This is a genomic window from Clostridioides sp. ES-W-0018-02 (genome assembly GCF_020658175.1).
GTDB lineage: Bacteria > Bacillota > Clostridia > Peptostreptococcales > Peptostreptococcaceae > Clostridioides.
On the sequence record NZ_JACVVY010000014.1, the window covers coordinates 1 to 14,953 of the forward strand.

The following is a 14,953-nucleotide window of genomic DNA, read 5'->3' on the forward strand; positions in this document are numbered from 1 at the left end:
ATCCCTTATTAGAATTAAATTGTTTTGTATTTTCTTTCAATTTTGCATAATCAAGTAAACTTAACTCTTTTCTTAGTTCCTCTAAAGATAGCTCTTTGTTTATAGCAGATTCTTTAAAAGTCTTAACCTCATCCTCTGTTAATGAACTAAATTCTGAGATAACACTAGAAACTTCTACTTTATATTCTTCCATTTCTTTATCGGCCTTGAATTTCCTTAAAACCCCCAACTCTTCAGTCAGATTTTTTATCTCAGTTTCTTTTTCACTAAACTTTTCAAGTACTAATTCTTTTAAAGCATCCTCTTTAGAGAAAGTTTCTATAACTTCTCCTTCTTTTTTCTCTCTCCATTCTTCTATATATGATTTTCTATTTTCATAATCTAAAACAACATCATCTCCATCTATAGAATATGGTATACCATAATAGTCATAATAATTTATATTATCTTCTAATATAGCTATTTTTTCTTCAGGTAGAATAGTTCTTAAATAATATTCTCTAGTTGTGTATTTCCCTCCCCAGTAAGGGTCTTCAACCTCAACCATCTTATTTTTTAATTGACTATTAATAGAAATTCTTATATTTTCTGTTGATAGTCCATAGTTCTTATTCGTACTCAATATATCTTCCTCCTTCCATTTAAACGAATACATTTCTTTGCAAATATCATAAATTGCTTTTTTATATTTTGAAAAATTACTATATGTATTTATAGATGCTCCCTCAATTCCAGGAACAACATCATCTCCTAAAATAGTAATTCCTAAAAAACTAAATCTTTTAATATTATAATATCCATCAGTTTTATCAACTTCTCCATCTTCAACTGCTATTTCCATACTTACACTTTTTGACTTTGACTCTGTCAATAATTGATATGCTGAATTTGAATAGTGTTTCCAAATAAGTCCTGTACAATTTAAATATGTCTTTCCATCTTCTTCTGTATAAGTTATCTCTGTATTATTTGGAATAACTCCAAGTGGTCTTTCTAAGAATTTATATTCTATAGAATAACCATCATCATCCTTTACAACTTTAGTTATCATATTATGTTCATCAAAATCTACAGCATTTTCTTCTTCATCATATTTTATATATCCAAGTATGGGTATATCTGATAAAGTTGATTCTGCTTCATTTATAGTTGACAAATCAAACTTAGTTTTATTTAAATTTTTGCCTTCATGTAAAATTTTTAGTTTTACATTTAATTTTCTATCATCTTCTTCATTAGAAAATGTCTCAAATCCACATGGAATACTAACTACTTTCAACCTCTCACCTCCTTAAATAAACATTACATCGCTAAATCTCATATCTTTAAAATCTTCCTTATTAAAATTAAGTATTTCAGTAGGTTTATTTTCAAATAAATAAAATGATTCTTCACCACATTTATTTTCATTAACAAAGGAAAAACCTCTATTAGTTAGATATTTTTTCTTCTCTTCTGTTAATGCAATAATAAACCTTTTGTTATTTGTTCTCATCTTTTCTATCTGATTTATTTCCATTTGTACCACCATCACCTTTATCTTCATTAGTAGGTCTTCCAGCGTCAGCATTTGAAAATGTATATGAAGCTTGTTTTACTGGTAATAAATCATCTATTTCCATTAGTTGTTCTGCTTTATATAAATTAGCAATTTCAATTGGCTCTTTTCCAGTACTGGCTAAATACACTAATCTACTATCTCCTACACTGTTTATATTTTCTCTAAGTTGTTGTGATATCTTAGATTGGTTAAAATGAGTTGTACCAACAAAGTAAAGTTGAAATGCTTTAGATGAGTTCTTTTTATTTAATTCATAATTTATCCATGTCTCTATTTCATTTTGAATCCTCATAGGTATTAAACTATCTGCTATAACACCATCTGCAATTGATTCTGTGTTTATTTTATCTGAGTTAAAAAGAGCAGTATTGATTCCAGCATTATCAAATATAAATTCTTTTGCTTCTTTAACATAATCATTAATCTTTGATTTTCCATCACTTAGATTAATCCCTTCCATATCTAGTGGGGTAACTGCTACAGATGTACCAGCTGGTAGATTAGATTTTATATCATGGTAGTATGCACTTAATAAATCAAATGCAACTAATGGTTCATCATTTTTACCATAAGGTACTTTTCCATGTATTAACTTAATACTTTCAATAATTGCATTAGAACCTTTTAAATCTTTCATATCTTCAAGTTCTAAGATATCATCAAATAAAAAGCTAAAAAATGGTATTCCTTTTGTTGAATCAATGTCTATATTAAACGCTACAGCATTATCACTTAGTTCATAGTACTTATTTTCTATTAAGTCTTCTTTTTTTAATCTTCCATCATTTAATTTTTTATATGCGTCTTGAACTTCTACTGGAAATGCTGATAAGGTCTTTCTATTTATTTTTCGTAAATCAATACCATACCTTAATACCCCATTTACTTTGGATGTTATTGTACAATAAGAAGCTGGTAGTTGTTGCATCATTATACACTTTGAATCTTCAATTTTATATAAATATATTTCTCCTTGCTCTAATACTTTTTCAGTTATCCAAGGACAAATATGTTTAAGTTGATATTTTTTTAGAAATGTAGCTGACTTAAAAAAAGAGTTGATATAATCATCTTTATCTTTGAATTTAGAAATATTTGCTGGTATTATATAATGGTCAAATGTATTCATGGTTGAAATCATATTTAGAATTCTTTTATATGTACCAGACGTTTCTTTAAGTAAAAGACTTACCTTTTGTAGTAATTCTACGTTTTTGTAAGGGTCTATCATAGCTTTTCTTACTTGGTCTCTACTTATATTTCTTATCTTGTACATTTCATTTGACAGATTTATAGTATTTTCTATCATTGCATAATTTCTTTGCCTTAGTTGCTCATTTAAGTATTTTATTTGGTCTAAAGTATAATCTTTTTTATCTCCTTTGAGTTCTATTATGGTTTCCACCTCCTGACCAGAATGAAATTATTTGTCCATTTTCTTTACTATTTCTCTTTTTTAATTCTATATCCAGTAAATTTGCTAGATAATTCCCATATGCTAAAGAAGAATATCTGTCTTTTCGTGCTTTCCCTTTTTCTTTAACTTTAAGCCACTTTTGACCATCATTTTTAACAGTTTCTAAGTTAATTAATTCGTTTACAAGTAGTGTAGTTTGTTTATATGGTAATATCATTCTTGCTTGGTCTGTATAATTTTTCTTTGCATACCCAGATGTACTACTTAACATATCGTTTGCTTCTACATCATTTATAGGTAATTTTATTCTATTTTTTAGGAAAACATCAAGTAAACCAATTATACAATCATGATTTATTTGTCCATATGCTTTAATTTCAAATATAACTGGATAATTTTCTTTTGTAGTAAAATTATTATGTAAATGATTTGTATTAGCATGAGAAAATGCGTTATATTCCTTATTTCTAGCATCATCATAATTAACCCTAAGTAAATCAGATAAAACACTTTGCCCTACTCCTTGAGTGTCTATAACTAAGAAATCTGCTTCAAAATCAAAGAATAATTGCTTTAATCTTATTGCTTGTTTATCTGGCTTCATACCATTATGAGATTCTATATGAACAACCATTCTTTCATAATAATCTTTCTCGGGCAATAATCTCCAGCATGTATATACTGAGTTATCATTATTGTCTCCTTCTGCGATAGCAATGTCAGCAGAAATTATCCTTAGTTCACCTTTTCTTTTTTGTAAATTACACTTTACTTTTCCATTTTTAGCCGATAATACTTCTAAATCTGTTGGAGGATAAAACGGATTTTTTAATGTTCTACATGGATTTACATAAGATGATTTAAATATTGCATCTTCATTTTCTCCAAAGAAAAGTGATTCCATCTCCATAATCCAAGAAACGGCATCCATTTCTCTTTTCATTTCATCAGCTCTTTCTTTATCAAGTATTCCATGATGAAGAGAAAGTTTATAATTACAATTGAGTACAAATTTATCTCTACCATCTATCATGTCCTTCACATACAGTTTAAATTTGTCATATGCTTCATGCATCCTAAACCATGCACTACTTAAGTACAATTCTTTATTAGGTTCTGGAGGATAATCTTCATATTTTCCATCTTTTTTAAATTTTAGATTTCTACTTACATTTAAAAATGGTTTAAGAATTCTATCTTGTATTTCTTTTTTTACTAATCTAAATTCATCTACAATAAGTATATTAAAACGGAATCCTCTTGATTGCTCATTTGAGACTATAGCTTCTATAGTGCTTCCATTGTGAAATGTCACTTTGGAGAATTTATTGTTATATTCTATCTTTTTAATCTCTCTAGCCAACATAGGAGATTGTTTTACTAACTCTTTCTCTATTTTCTCCCTTATAATAAGCTCTGCCTGTGATTTAGTAAATGCAGCTATACCAATTTTAGAATTTGGATATAAAACGGCTCTACAACATGCATATACAGCAGCAATCCAGCTCTTTGCAAAACCTCTGGCACATATAAGCATTGCATAATTACATTTATCAAACATATATATAAGAATAATTTGAACTAAATATAAATTAAGGCCAAAATAATCAATACAAAATCTATGTGGATTTTCTCTATAGAACTTAGTCCATTCAATTATTCCTTCTTCAGAAGCTTTACTTTTATCTAAATTAATTTCGTTATTATTTAATTTTTTAGTCTTGGTCATCATTTGGATTATCCTCACTAGCTAAATCAAACACTTTTCTCATTTGTCCTATAAACCATTTATCAATATATGTTTTTATTTTATCTACATCTTTAAATTGTTCTGAAGGCTCTCCTATTGGTCTATAATTCTCTATTTTATCAATCCATGTACCCCATGTAATAGTCTCATTTTCTGCTAAACTTGCTTCTTGAATAGGTTTTATATTTGCATCATTCATAAGTTTTGATATTAAGGTATTCATTTTCTCAAATCCTGTAGCATCACCATTTCTTAGTGCTTCATCACTCTTTAATAAACATTTGGATATTTGTTCTAACAACATTTTTTCAGCAGGTCTTTTACATTGATATGCAATAGAAAACTCGTTAAACTTATTTTCTAAGAACATATAATCTTCTTTTCTTAGTCCTGCTCCCCATCTTTCAATCATATCTTTATTTATCTTTATTTCTTTTAGTTCAACTTCTATGTCGAGTTTATCTTCTATAGAGTTATCGAAAGAAGTTTTACCTCTATATTTTGAATTTCTATTAATAATTTTCATATATTCATCAATAGAATCCTCATATTTCTTTCTCATAGATTCTTCAGCTAAGTTAGCATCGAAATAAACATCAAAATTGAAACAAAGATGTTTTAAAGCCTTTATATTACTGTTATATTTTTCATTTAATCTATTAAACATCTCTTTAAAACAATCCTTGCACACTGGCAATCTACCATTATCTAAATATATATCACTATAACTTTTCCAAAAATATCTCTCTTCATATTTCTCCTGTTTACAACAAGAGCATTTCTTTTTATTTACTGCCACATATTATCACCACCATAAAAAAAGCCACTAGAGAATTACCTCTAGTGGTTAATAGGGAGATTCAGTTCAATCAAGAGCTGAATTAAACATACTTTTATAAACTTAACTCAACTCTTAATTAATCCCCTATTTTATCAAACAAATATCATTATCAATATATTAGATAAAAAATAAATAGTCCAAAAATATTATTGGACTATTGTTTCACTCAATCTAATGGTTATATTTAAATCTGTATCACCAGAATACTTATCTAAAACATCGCTAAGTAATACCTCATTATCTCCATCTTTTAAATGTTCTATAATTTTATAAGTACCATCTTCTTGTTTTACTATCTCACATTTTTCTAAGACTGTTCCTTTATTATTTTTCATATATTATCTCCCTTATTTTTTTATTATTTTGTAGAGTTATAGTTTAGGTAGGATAAAAAACTATAACTCTACTAGGAATGTATTAATGTTTTATATAACACCTGTGATGTTTAATGTTAATCCCCAATCTAAGTTAAAACCTACTTCTGTACATTCAGAGAGTTCAAATATTCTAGCCATTAATTCATAGGGTTTTTCTTTTTGCGGATTATATCTTATTGTCCAATAGTTAGTATTGTTTAGTATGTCATACACTCTTTCTTTTTCCTTATCTTTATCATATCCACTGTGATTATTTTCATCAACTTCTATGTGTATTTTTATCTCTTAGTTCCTTATTTTCTATTAGTTTTTCACTATTCATTTATCAATCTCCCTTTATTATTTATTTAATAAGGAAGAAAGACTTACTGCTATCTCACGACATGTGCTTTCTTCCAACTCTGAAGTGGTGAGTAATTATCCCACAAATTTTATTACAATTATCCCTCACGTGAATAATATATTTGTCTAATGTATTATTTTATTGCATCTTTTAGAGATTTAGCTGCTTTTATTTTAGGAACTCTTTTATCTTCAGTCTTCCAAGGCTTTTTAGTTCCATCTTCAAGAGTTATTTCACCCTCTCTACCTTTTTGTACTTTAGTTAAATACTTAACTCCCATTAGAGTTAATTCATCACCATTTTTTAATACTTCATTTCTTTTTTCTTCTACCACATCAAGTATTTCTCTCGCTTTTACCTGTGATACATCTAATCCCTCTGCTATCATTTTTATAAATTCTTTAGTTTTCATATTTTTCAATCTCCCTTTTTCATATAATTTTCATTTGATAATAAGAGGTTTTTTTTATCCCCTTACATTATTAATATGTTTTAAGCAGCCCTTTTTTAAACCACTTTACTTGCGTTAACATGAACTACAAAAAGTTTCATAACCATCTTTTCTTCTTTTATTCTTATTGAAATTAGATACTAATTTTATTTCACCACATCTACTACATCTTTTATATTTACCTTTAGAAACAGAGATATAATAATAGTTTTCTTCATAATTTTTCTCATATGTATCTATTATTTTGTTTACTATCTTATTTATTTGATTATTTACTGCTTGAGGTGTTATATTCATTAAATCTGAAATGTAATCTAACGATTTATCTTTTCTATATAAATCCAATATTTCTTTCTGAACTGTAGTAAACTCCGTTTTAGATATGAGGTTATTTAAATCCATAAAAATACATGATAAGTCATCTTGTAAATCATTTCCTTTTTGAACCCTTAAAAGCTCTCTTACATGTGATTTATCAAACATGTCAAGATAATCCCAGTCAGGGCTTCCTGCATCGGCTAATGGTGCTTTCCAAATAATAGGTCTTTCTATTAAACTTTTAGCATCTATCATATCATTTTTTAATAACTTTAAATTCTTTCTAACTACTCTCTTAAGTTTCGATTCTTCTTTATTTAATTGTTTACTCCCTAGCTCTTTATATTTAGCTTTATACCACTCATAAGTATCTGAATATATTTTTATGACTGGGTATTTTTTTGCATCTTTAGGTTTGACTTTTATATCTTTTACTTTTTTGTAGTTATTAGGTAACTGAAAAAATGCAAATGAAGTGTCTTCTTTAAATCCATCTTTATTAGAAATTTTTGAATTGATGTTTCCTCCATTAACTGTAGCTACCTTATTTAGAAATGCTTCTTCTTGACATGCTCTTTGAAATAGTTCTTTTGAGTTATATATTTTTATTTTAGTTTCTTTTTGTTTATCATCTACAGCTAATATATAACTAGCTAGTATTTCTAAGCTCTTAGCTATATTAGAAGTTGAATATGTACTGTCATTTTTATTTAATATTAATTTAATTTTTGATGTATCTTGATGTGTATAGTTCCATGTGCCTTCACTGTTACTAAATGGATTAACTACACCTGTATATTCACTTGGATTCACACCTTTGGATTCACACCATTTAATAAATTCTTTATGCCCCATTATAATTTCTTTATTATTATTCTCTACATAATATATACCATCTTTATTTAAGGGACTATCCGAAGTTTGTTCAAATATTTCTTCCCAAAATTTATCATTAAATTGCTTTTTCTCTTGGTAATTTACTCTTGTAACAACATTCTCATTTCTTTTTGTAACAGAATTATAATATTTGTTACTATAACTCTTCTCCCCTTCTTCAAACCATGTATATTTAACTCCTAATCGTTTTTCAACATATTTAATTCTCTCTGAACAACTATCTATACTGTAATCTAAATTCTTTATGTAATCTTGTGCATATCTACCATCTATACTTTCATAAAAATTGTTATTATTATATATCAATATTATATCTCCCTTCCTTGTAATCCATCATCATAGTCTGTATCATCATAATCCCATATTTCATCCTTAGAATCCCCCTCATGCCTTCTATTTACTATTTCATATGAAGACTTTTCACTCATTTCCATATATGTATTTATTTTTCTTTCATATTTATCATCTTTATTTAACTTTATTTCTTCTGATTTCTTTAAATCTTCTAAATATATTAGCTCTATTTTTTCTTTCATAATTCTCCTTTTATTTTTAATTTATCTTAATTTTAAATTTGATTTGTAAAGATTTGCTTTATTAGACTTGAATTTATAGATTTGTTATTATTGATATGTATAAATGATTATACATTATAGATTTTCTAACTTTAAAATTGATTTGAAAAATATCTGTACACACTTAAATAATTCTTCATCTGTGCCTATTTTCTTATTGTTATAATATACGTTTCCATTTTCATCAAATCTCATTACTTGCTTATTAGATATAATTTCTATTGTACTATTTTCATAAAATCTTATCCTTCCACTTAAAGGTTTTCGTCTAGCATCAATACTAAAATCTGTTTTAATCTTAAACACCTCTTTCCTATTTTTATCTAAATAAAATTTAATTTTATATCCAAGGTGTAAACTTTTTACGCCACTTTTTTGCCCAAAAGTAAACTTTTTACGCCACCCCTAAATTTTATTTTTCGCCTATTTTTAAACGTTTTTTGCCATTTTTTAGTGTTCATTACCTCTTATTCTGAGACTGGTCTAACTAGATATAAATTAAAAAAAACATAAATTAATTGTTTTCTTTACTTCATTTAAATTGTTACCTCTCCAAATTACATAAGGATTTATAATAAAATAATCAGTATTTTCATAAGAATTTTCAACAATTACATATTTAAAAAAATAATATTTATCTACATTTACTTCTATATAAAATTTAAGTAATTCTTTTTTAAATTTAAGCATGTATTGTTTTGAAGAATCAATATTTAATAACTCGCAAATTTTATGCAAACTAATTTTCTCTATTTTTGAAATATCTGATTCATAAGGATTTAGACATAAGATATTGCTCTCGAAATGTATATATGGTATGAGTTGATATATATAACTTAATTGTTTATGTTGTCTTGGTGTACAATGTTCATAGAGAAATCTACTTGTATTTATATAGATTCTTGTATATTCTTTATTTTCAAATTTAGAAATTCCTTTTGTAAAATACTTTGGATTTATATAAAATTTATTACTAAATTCATACAACAATTCGCTTTTCTTTACATCTATTAAGAAATCTCTAAATGCTCTATCCTTAAGGTTTAATATTTCTTTCATATTTTTCCTATCTATAGGAATTATTTCTTTAAATTGAGAATATCTAACCAATAAGTTTTCTTCTCCTGTATTATAGTTTAAATATGTTGCAAGGTATATTAGTCTACTTATATTAGCTCTGCTTATATTTACTTCATTAAATAATAATTCATTTTTTACATAAGCACAAAATACAAAACCTCCTAACTTAAAATTATGATATGGTAACTCTTTTTTGCTATTCATGATAGCTTTTTCTTCTGGTGAAAAACTTCTTTTCCTCTTACCAATTTCAAGTACTTCACCTCTTTTCATCCCTCGATGTTCTACTACTTCTCCAGTTCTCTTATCTGTAACGATAATGTCTTTTATAAATTCATTTCTTCTTACTATAAATACTACCTCCTTTCATTTTTTTAACAAAAGTGCTACACACACTTTAAAAAGCCTATTTTTCCTATGTTAAAAACAATGTTTAAAAAAATATTATAAAAGTGATAACCCAATCGCAAGATAAAACCCATCTTGCAATTGTTCTTCGCAACAAGTTGCTTCAGAAATATCATTTCTATATTTTTATTATAATATATATCTTATTATATCGCAACTACTTTTTAAAAAAATATCTACCCCAATATTTAAAGGAGTAGATATACATTTAATCTGGCATATCACTATATATGTCGTTAATGCTTTCTTCTAGTACAGTTGGCTCTTTTCTTCTTTGTACATTTTCAGTTCTAATATTATTATCTAAATTTATAGCTTTACCAGATAATATTGATTTCATTAGGCTATTTTCTCTAAGTAAAGATTCTCTCTCCAGTAACATTCTCTCCAATGCAGAGCTTCTACTTGTAAGTTCCTTCTCTTCTTTATATCTCTCTATACTTTCAAATAAGTCTTTTTCTAAAGTATAACTTGTTGTTTTTTTCATTACATTTCACACCTAATCTAGTTAAAATAATTTAATCCTACTATAAATAATCCTTTTGCTGTTGCCATTTGAGCATTTTCTACAAGCTTAAATTTAACATTATCAAATTCCATATTTAACGCTGTTCCTCCTGCTATATAAACATCTACTTCATTCATATTTTTCCATTTGTTAGATAATATTTGTTGTATTCTCTCAGAGAATAATTTATATTCTGGTTTCTTCATGTAATCATACTTATTCGACGAATCTATCTCATGTGTTTCTTTAGTTATATTTTCTTTTTCTAGTTTATCTTTTATTGTACTTAAAGCATCTTGATTACCTAATTCTACTGTTTCTGATAGTTTGTCTACTCTTTTAAGATTCTCATTAAAGTATGTTAGTTCTGTTGTTCTGTAGCCTATTGTAGCCAGTGCTATAGGTCTTGTATTCTTCTGACCTTTTAATATAGCGTAAACTCCCGCATCTGCTTCTCTAAATATGTTTACATCAGCTATTCTTACTTTCTTATATGTGTTCTCTATGTTGTCTTTTATATTAAATTCTTTTCCTTTGTAACCTTCTATAACCTCATTTAATGTAGTTTTTCTAAAGTTCTTATATGGTACTCCAAACATTATTTTTACTTCATCTGCTATAGCTACTTGGTTAAGTGCAGCGGCTACTAGAACTTGTACTGTTAAACTATTTTTTCTGTCATCTGAATTTCTAATTGGATATGAGCTTTCTTCTTCAGCTAATAAGCCAACAAAATAGTCTTCATTATCAAAATTTATATATATAGGGTTATCATATTCTTCAAAATTTAACTCCCTGCCTGTCCCTATGATTGATTTAAATAAGCATTGTTTAGTTTTACCTTTGTACTGAGAGTATGCTTTTACATATCCTCTACCAACATCTAATCCTATCACTTGAATTTCCTTATTTTCAACTTTATTCTCTGCTTGTTTTATCTCTTTGTTATTTTGTTCCATTTTTTATTCCTCCTAAAAATAGATTAACTATATAATACCATATTTTATATTTTTTGGCTATTGATATATCATTAATATCTTAATACTATAGTGTTATTTCTACAAATTAAAACACACTATACATTAATATATTAATGTATTTCTATTATAGAAGCATTAATATATTAATATTTTTATAAATTATTAATTTTACCATTGATATTTCATTAATATATTAATGCTATATTATTTTATATAAAAAATCGTTCAACATTTTCTGCTATTTATTTTTATTTCCAATTTACACACAAAATTTTAATAAAAAACATCTATTTTCTTCTGATTTTTATTACTTTATATTAATGTATGTTTTAATTTTATTATTTAATATTTTCTAATTAAAGATTGAAGACAATTTCAATGTAGATTTGTAGGTTTGAAACGTTGTTATTACAATATATTAGATATAAAAATTTGAATTTTAAAGTGTTGATTTGCTAGAATATAAGGTTTATTTTGTCTGTAAATTCGTCTGTAAAAATTATTCGTGGAAATGAAAGAACTATAACCAATTTTTTGTTGCACTTCCAGTCACTTTACTATAAATACCCCCATCCTATTTTTTCATTTTTTATTAAGCTTAAATAACAAATTAACCTTATTTAATTAATATAAGTATTACTTTTTACTACTTTTTTAAGTTGGCATTTTTGTCAGTAAAAAAGGACATAAAAATAAGTATTTTATGCCATTTTTATAAAACCCAGTATTTTCAACGTATTTAAAGGTACATCCTTTTAATTTGTCAGTAAAATGTCAGTCATTGCTTTTTATACGCTATAAAACTATTGCAATTACTGAATTTTATTAAATTTATATAGTGTTCATAATTATATAATTTTTTATATTGTATAGAAATTTTTATTATAGATTAGAAAGTCTTATAGACATCATTCAGACATCATCCAAAAATTATTCAAACATCATTCAGACATTAAAGAGTCAAATAGACCTCAAGACTTGCAACTATTGAAATTACTACATTTAAATAAATATATATAATAAATAACATTATTTTACTTGCAATATTGTAGTTGTTAATGATATAATAAACTTGTACCAAAATTTAACATAAAGGGGGAACAATAATGTGGGTAAGCATAGTAGACGTATCAGCAAAGTTTTATTGTTAAAGAAAGTTTTTATTATAACCTTTAACATAGTGAGTATAATAAGTTCTCTAATCACTATCTATTGTTTTATTAATAAGTAAAACAATAAGCCTATACAAGAGTGTACCGACTCTTGTATGGGTGATACGTCTACTATATATTATAACACATTTAAACAAGCTATGAAAAGAGATACTAAAACATGTATATTGTATGGTGTTGGTTGTTTAATAGTTATTCTTGCATTAATAATAAACATTAAACGATTGTTTTAGGAGGTGAATACTGATTAATGAAGCTAGATTTATTGAAACAATACAGACTTGAAAGGGGACTAACACAACAACAATTATCTACTTATATTGATATGTCTTATCGAAGTTATTCAAGTAAGGAGAATGGACAAAGACCTTTCTATATCGGAGATTTGGAAAAGATATTTAATGTACTGAATTTAAGTGATAAGGAAATATTAAGTTTGTTAGATAGAAAAAATGTATAGTATAATACTCAATAGACTAGGTTGTAACATATCTAGTCTATTTTAATGTGCAAATATATTTCAGAAATATTTTACCGAAATATATTTACATATTATTCCATTTATGATATTATCTAATCATAGTAAGAAAAACTTACTAAATAATTTAATATTGGGGGTGTCTTGATGAAGTTCACTAAAGACAAAATAAAAGAGCTAATCGAGTTGGTAGGACAACTTGAAAAGCTCATAGTTCAGATAATTCAATCTGCTGAACATATTTTTATATCTTTAATATCTTTATTAGGCTGGGTTTTTATTTTTATCTATATTATATTTAATTAAAGATAACATAAAACCCTTACAATATACCTATAAGTACATTATATAGGTATATTGTAACACACCCAATATTAATTATACAAGAGGTGATTTAATGAACCAACATACAAATACAATCTTTAAAATACTTCGATTTTTAGGATTATGTATATTCCTTTATTTTGCATTAAAAGCCATGTATATAGTTTATTTGTAAAGTAGGTGATAGAATGAAACTAGACAAAGTTTCACAATTAAGAAAAGATAATAAATTAACTCCAACCGAACTAGCATATCATTTAAATATGTCCGTAAGAAGTTATCAAAATAAAGAAAAAGGCAAAACAGAGTTTACAGCATCAGAAATTGAAAAGCTTATAAATCTTTATGATATAGAAGCAAGGGAGATACTTAACATTAAATAAAATAATTTAATAATACTCAATAGACTAGATTGTAATATATCTAGTCTATTTTATTATAACAATACATCATACAAGCTATTTAAATCCATTTTAAGCACATTGTAACATACCCACTTTATGTTTGTACCTTTCTTTTTTAAAATCGAATATAAAAATAAGCTAGAATTATATATCTAGCTTACAGTAGTTTTTTTAATGTATTAATTTGTTCTTGTACTATTGTTTTACTTTTAGTGTCTAACTCTCTATAATTATTTAATAGTTGTTTTTCTTCTTCTTCTAGTTGTGTATTCTCTCTATCGTCTGTAAGACAAGTTATATAATCTAATGATACATCATATAATTTTGCTAAATCTTTTAATTTATCTATATCTATTTTTCTTCTGCCATTTTCCCAATTTTGAATACTTGTATAATGTACATTTAGTTTATTTGCAATTTCTTGAGTAGATAAATTCATTTCTTTCCTTAATTCTCTTAATCTGTTCATTGTATCACCCCTATTCTTTATATAAATAATAACATAAAGATATATTAAATACAATTTTTTTAAGACTCAATGTCTTGTAATTGCCGTTATTCAAGACTTAATGTCTTTTTTTATTAATGTTTTTTAGAATTATCATTGACTTTAAAGACAAAACGTCGTATAATTAAATCATAGCAAGGGAGAACAAGAAAACACAGAGCCACCTCTCAAATGAAGTAACAGGCGAAGCCTTCTTAAATCTCTAAAGCTAATATCTTAAAGGGTTCTATTAAGAAATATTAAACTACTATTAAAAAATTACTACCTTTAAGTTGACTTTTCAAATGGTGTGAATGGTGAAAGGCACACAACACAAATATTACACACAGTTTTTTCTTCATTTTTTAAATATAAAAATGAATTAGTCAAACTAGTTGGTGAGGTGTTCCCAACATTAAGATATTAAATGAATAAAATATATAAAGGTTTCCAGTTGTTAGCCTACAAAAATCTGAGGTATCAACTTAGTTGCTCCTAAAATGGCACTCAATACAACTTAATACGACATAGCAGTTGTGAAGTACTGCATTATCAAAAACACTAAAGATTAAGCATTAAAAT

General features: G+C 26.2%; 18 protein-coding genes. 3 read left to right on the forward strand and 15 right to left on the reverse strand.

The window, feature by feature from the left end:
• The 14 genes from IC219_RS18760 to IC219_RS18825 form a co-directional block, all read right to left on the reverse strand.
• Window positions 1-1,279: hypothetical protein (locus IC219_RS18760; protein WP_227853428.1), on the reverse strand; the 1,279-nt coding region annotated here is incomplete at its 3' end.
• A gap of 12 nt (window positions 1,280-1,291) precedes the next feature.
• Window positions 1,292-1,519, reverse strand: a complete 228-nt coding sequence (locus IC219_RS18765) for a hypothetical protein (protein WP_227853427.1) — start codon at window positions 1,517-1,519, stop codon at window positions 1,292-1,294.
• Window positions 1,482-2,966: a hypothetical protein gene (locus IC219_RS18770; RefSeq protein WP_227853426.1), complete on the reverse strand. Its 1,485-nt coding sequence runs from the start codon at window positions 2,964-2,966 to the stop codon at window positions 1,482-1,484. The genes IC219_RS18765 and IC219_RS18770 overlap by 38 nt, the downstream gene beginning before the upstream one ends.
• Window positions 2,935-4,710 (reverse strand): terminase large subunit, encoded by a 1,776-nt coding sequence (locus IC219_RS18775; protein ID WP_227853425.1) that lies wholly within the window; start codon window positions 4,708-4,710, stop codon window positions 2,935-2,937. The genes IC219_RS18770 and IC219_RS18775 overlap by 32 nt, the downstream gene beginning before the upstream one ends.
• Window positions 4,694-5,527, reverse strand: a complete 834-nt coding sequence (locus tag IC219_RS18780) for a hypothetical protein (RefSeq protein ID WP_227853424.1) — start codon at window positions 5,525-5,527, stop codon at window positions 4,694-4,696. The genes IC219_RS18775 and IC219_RS18780 overlap by 17 nt, the downstream gene beginning before the upstream one ends.
• Before the next feature lie 188 nt (window positions 5,528-5,715).
• Window positions 5,716-5,904 carry a hypothetical protein gene (locus IC219_RS18785; RefSeq protein ID WP_167640994.1) on the reverse strand — a complete coding sequence of 63 codons (189 nt, stop codon included), beginning with the start codon at window positions 5,902-5,904 and terminating at the stop codon, window positions 5,716-5,718.
• Window positions 5,905-5,994: 90 nt separating this feature from the next.
• Window positions 5,995-6,159 carry a hypothetical protein gene (locus tag IC219_RS18790; RefSeq protein WP_227853423.1) on the reverse strand — a complete coding sequence of 55 codons (165 nt, stop codon included), beginning with the start codon at window positions 6,157-6,159 and terminating at the stop codon, window positions 5,995-5,997.
• A gap of 263 nt (window positions 6,160-6,422) precedes the next feature.
• The gene (locus tag IC219_RS18795) at window positions 6,423-6,701 is read right to left on the reverse strand and encodes an HU family DNA-binding protein (RefSeq protein WP_227853422.1); all 279 of its coding nucleotides are present in this window, start codon (window positions 6,699-6,701) and stop codon (window positions 6,423-6,425) included.
• Window positions 6,702-6,815: 114 nt separating this feature from the next.
• Window positions 6,816-8,261 carry a hypothetical protein gene (locus tag IC219_RS18800; protein ID WP_227853421.1) on the reverse strand — a complete coding sequence of 482 codons (1,446 nt, stop codon included), beginning with the start codon at window positions 8,259-8,261 and terminating at the stop codon, window positions 6,816-6,818.
• Between the two features lie 2 nt (window positions 8,262-8,263).
• Entirely contained in the window at window positions 8,264-8,491 is a 228-nt protein-coding gene (locus IC219_RS18805) for a hypothetical protein (protein ID WP_227853420.1), read from the reverse strand.
• 114 nt (window positions 8,492-8,605) lie between these two features.
• Window positions 8,606-8,836 carry a hypothetical protein gene (locus IC219_RS18810; RefSeq protein ID WP_227853419.1) on the reverse strand — a complete coding sequence of 77 codons (231 nt, stop codon included), beginning with the start codon at window positions 8,834-8,836 and terminating at the stop codon, window positions 8,606-8,608.
• Window positions 8,837-9,028: 192 nt separating this feature from the next.
• A complete protein-coding gene (locus tag IC219_RS18815; RefSeq protein ID WP_227853418.1) occupies window positions 9,029-9,883 on the reverse strand; it encodes a hypothetical protein in 855 nt (284 codons plus the stop codon).
• Between the two features lie 343 nt (window positions 9,884-10,226).
• On the reverse strand, window positions 10,227-10,505 hold the full coding sequence (locus IC219_RS18820; RefSeq protein ID WP_227831840.1) for a hypothetical protein: 279 nt from the start codon (window positions 10,503-10,505) through the stop codon (window positions 10,227-10,229).
• Window positions 10,506-10,522: 17 nt separating this feature from the next.
• Window positions 10,523-11,485, reverse strand: coding sequence for a ParM/StbA family protein (locus IC219_RS18825; protein WP_227831841.1), 963 nt, complete (start codon window positions 11,483-11,485; stop codon window positions 10,523-10,525).
• A 1,443-nt stretch (window positions 11,486-12,928) separates the two neighbouring features.
• On the opposite strand from IC219_RS18825, the gene IC219_RS18830 reads away from it, so the two are divergent.
• The 3 genes from IC219_RS18830 (at window position 12,929) to IC219_RS18840 (ending at window position 13,863) form a co-directional block, all read left to right on the forward strand.
• A complete protein-coding gene (locus IC219_RS18830; RefSeq protein ID WP_227853417.1) occupies window positions 12,929-13,138 on the forward strand; it encodes a helix-turn-helix domain-containing protein in 210 nt (69 codons plus the stop codon).
• A 165-nt stretch (window positions 13,139-13,303) separates the two neighbouring features.
• The gene (locus IC219_RS18835; protein ID WP_167641003.1) at window positions 13,304-13,462 is read left to right on the forward strand and encodes a hypothetical protein; all 159 of its coding nucleotides are present in this window, start codon (window positions 13,304-13,306) and stop codon (window positions 13,460-13,462) included.
• Between the two features lie 206 nt (window positions 13,463-13,668).
• Complete coding sequence (locus IC219_RS18840; protein ID WP_167641004.1) at window positions 13,669-13,863, forward strand: helix-turn-helix domain-containing protein; 195 nt, start codon at window positions 13,669-13,671, stop codon at window positions 13,861-13,863.
• Between the two features lie 178 nt (window positions 13,864-14,041).
• Here IC219_RS18840 and IC219_RS18845 read toward each other — a convergent pair whose 3' ends face one another.
• The gene (locus tag IC219_RS18845; protein ID WP_227436906.1) at window positions 14,042-14,353 is read right to left on the reverse strand and encodes a helix-turn-helix domain-containing protein; all 312 of its coding nucleotides are present in this window, start codon (window positions 14,351-14,353) and stop codon (window positions 14,042-14,044) included.
• Window positions 14,354-14,953: the final 600 nt, after the last annotated feature.